Source organism: Rhizobium sp. PP-CC-3G-465 (assembly GCF_004343445.1).
Taxonomy (GTDB): Bacteria; Pseudomonadota; Alphaproteobacteria; order Rhizobiales; family Rhizobiaceae; genus Ferranicluibacter; species Ferranicluibacter rubi.
Genome location: NZ_SLYH01000045.1, coordinates 1 through 3,062, shown reverse-complemented (window position 1 = coordinate 3,062; position 3,062 = coordinate 1). Strand labels below are relative to the sequence as shown.

4 protein-coding genes and 1 pseudogene are annotated in these 3,062 nt (G+C 60.3%); all 5 read right to left on the bottom strand.

Translation table 11 applies throughout. The features are described 5' to 3' along the window. Window positions 1-94: 94 nt before the first annotated feature. Window positions 95-310, bottom strand: coding sequence for a hypothetical protein (locus tag C8J33_RS27760; protein ID WP_245507309.1), 216 nt, complete (start codon window positions 308-310; stop codon window positions 95-97). Beyond that, a complete protein-coding gene (locus C8J33_RS26650; protein WP_245507308.1) occupies window positions 258-899 on the bottom strand; it encodes a nucleotidyltransferase domain-containing protein in 642 nt (213 codons plus the stop codon). Before C8J33_RS26650 ends, C8J33_RS27760 begins: the two co-directional genes overlap by 53 nt. Window positions 900-1,264: 365 nt before the next feature. After that, window positions 1,265-1,537, bottom strand: coding sequence for a hypothetical protein (locus C8J33_RS26645; protein ID WP_132665920.1), 273 nt, complete (start codon window positions 1,535-1,537; stop codon window positions 1,265-1,267). A gap of 483 nt (window positions 1,538-2,020) precedes the next feature. Next, window positions 2,021-2,524, bottom strand: coding sequence for a chemotaxis protein CheW (locus C8J33_RS26640; protein ID WP_132665919.1), 504 nt, complete (start codon window positions 2,522-2,524; stop codon window positions 2,021-2,023). A 1-nt stretch (window position 2,525) separates the two neighbouring features. After that, window positions 2,526-3,062, bottom strand: a pseudogene (locus C8J33_RS26635) (methyl-accepting chemotaxis protein); the annotation flags it as partial.

The window sequence follows — 3,062 nt, the reverse complement described above, 5'->3', positions numbered from 1 at the left end:
CCGAGATGATCAAGCGAGTGATGGTCGATGAGGTGAAGCTCGTCCCATAGATTCGGCCAAACGAGCGCGCGAAAAGGCGTTCGCCGGACGCTCACTACCCGGAGGAATATCGCGCCTCGACATAGGCACGGCGAAGTCTTGAGAATGCGCGTCGTTGGAAGCGTGCGTCACGAGGCCAGACCGGTATCAGCCGTTCATCGAGATTTTCGGCATGAGAGCGTAGGACACTAATTCGGTGGGACTTGGGGCTGTAGAGTTTAAAAACGAGCAGCGTGCAGTGATATGCGCGTTCTGCGGCCTGGTGCAGCATGAATGCCGCATCGCGGGGGTACGTTGTTGGCGATGCTAGTCTCTGCCAGCTTTACGGCGTGAAGTGCCAAGCGAAACCAGTGGTCGAAGTGTCTCTGCGCTTCAGCCCTGATGTCATCCGCTGAAAGCGGTCTAGGAGCGGCGAGGGGAAAACCCGGCATTTCATAGAGCATCTGTCCATCGCGGGCGATATCGGAGAAGAAGGGCCGCCCGCGGGCGAGCTGGTCGTTGACCTCCATCAAGCTATGGACGATGAAATTAACGGGGGTCTCGAGCGTGTTTGTTACGCTCAGGTCCCGAATGAACCGCTCATCGGCCTTATCCCAATAGTCGTGCAGGTCGGTGAAGTCTTCGTTGTTGACGATGATAAGCAGGTCATAGTCGGATCGATAGCCGCTGTCGCGATCCTCAACCCAATCACCGCGCGCGTAGGAGCCGAAGAGGATCACCTTGAGGATACGCCCGAGTCTCTTTTCCGGGGTGAGTTTGCCCTTCAGCTTATCTTCGAATTCCTCGAACAGGATTTGCGTTACGCGGGCCAGCTCACGGCGCTTGTTTTCCGGCAGATGGCCGAGCCGGTCATGGTTCATCGAAACGTCCTTTGAATTTGCCATCGACATAATATCTGAACACAAACCAGATGCCAGCCGCGATCAACCGATCGGTCTTGCCAGGAGCTATCTCCGACGTTGCGCGAGATGTGCGCGAGGCATCGGGAACCCTGGCCTTTGCCTTCCGTTCTATGTCCTTGGTCTGGCTCCTGCGCAAAAGCAAATCACCAAACCAGAATAAGACCTTCGTTTCCGGCGAGCGTCACGGACACCAGCGTCTCAAAACTTGCCCTCTTCCTTAGAATTGAACCCTGTTCCGGCCGACGCCGACCGAGTGGTCGCCTCTCTTGGGAAGGGCGCTATCTTTGATCACCAGGAAGGCGTCTAACATGTCAACGATCCTGTCACCTGTTCTGCGAGCTCAGTCTCACTAAACGCAGCATTCCAAGGGCGATCGGAGATGAAACGGTGGAGTGATCATCGTGCCTTGGAGCAAAAAACTCCGGCATCAGTTCAATACTCTTGCGATCGTCGGGACCGATCAGACCGATGACGTATAGCGTGCAAGTCTGTTGCCGCGTCTTGTGCCCCAGCTTGTCCAGGAACGGCTGCAAGATGCTGAAAGCGTTGTACTCCAATCTGCCATGCCGCACGTTCACGGAAAGAGTGGAGATCATCTCAAACCAGCCTTACCCGAATTTGCCGCAGTAGGGCTGGGTGCCCATGACCCCATTTGCGCGGTATACTGGTCGATCATGTTGACCGCGCATAATCTTCTTGCGTTCGAATGTTAGCCGAAATTGCCATCTCGCACCCAAGACAAGTCAAACAGCTTTTGCTCGTTGATCCCACGGCGAGCTGCGGCATAGTCGACGAGGCCTCAGTCCATGCTCCCCGCCATGGCCGAAAATATTAGCTTGCGGTGCAGATCTAGAAAATCACGGCAATGGCCAGGACCGGCTCGACCGGCAAGAGAACGCCAGCGGCTCTGTCCCCTTGTATTGCCTGCAGGTTTCGCCCGACCAGATCGCTCCCTTCCCGCGCTTTTTCGAGCGGCCAACGACACTCGGGCCACTCGCCTGTTTTACCCCTTCCGTTCTCTCAACAAGACACCCACCTATCGTCGTCAGTCAAGCAGAGCGCAAGACCTGTGCCCGCGTTTACGCGACGTTGCGCTCCGGCAGGCCGTTCGTGGCAGGGATCGGTCCTCTGTCGCTGATATCGCTGAACAGCCGGGCAAGGTCGATGATGACGACGAAGCCGGTTTCGCGGCGGACCACGCCGCGGATGTAGTCCGACCGCCAGCGCACGCCGATGTCGGGCGCCTGCTCGATGCTGTCGCGCCGGAAAGGGGTTACCTCGAACACCTTGTCGGCGACCAGCCCGAGGGCGAGGTCCTTCTCGCCCAAGGGAATGTCGAGCACCAGAATGCGGGTGTGGGGCGTGCGCACGGTGGGCGTCATGCCCAGCCGCAGGCGCAGGTCGATGATCGGTACGCCTTGGCCGCGCACGTCGCGCAGGCCCATCAGGTAGTCGGGCCCGTGCGGGATCTTGAACGGGTCCTCGTGGTCCAGGATCTCCCGGACCACGGTGACGGGAACGGCAAACAGCTCTTCCCCGAGGCTGAAGGTGACGAACTGGGACTCCGCCGGCATATGGTCCATCTCAGGCGCTCTGCTTGAAGTCGGCGTCGTCGGCGTCCGGGCCGCCCATCGACATGTCCAAGGCAAAACCCTTCACGCGGGCCTGCTGGGCAGAAACGCTCTGGCGGGGGGCGGCGGCGGCCGGCTTGCGCGGGGCGGCTGACGGGCGTGCGGTTGCCGTGTGATGGGCCGCATGATGCGCGGCCCGCTGAGGAGCGGCGGCGATCGGGGCCGGCTGATGCTTGTGCGAGACGTTGTCCACCCGGAAGAAGGCGATGGAGGCCTGAAGCTCCTCGGCCTGGGCGGCCAGTTCTTCGGAGGTCGCCGACATCTGCTCGGAGGCGCCGGCATTCTGCTGGGTCACCTTGTCGAGCTGCTGGATCGCCTCGTTGATCTGCGAGGCCCCGATGTCCTGCTCGCGGCAGGCAGCCGAGATCTCGGCGATCAGTTCGGCTGTCTTGCGAATGTCGGGCACGAGGCGTCCGAGCATGTCGCCGGCTTCGGTCGCCACCTGCACCGTCTCGCCGGAGAGACCGCTGATTTCGGCGGCCGCCGCCTG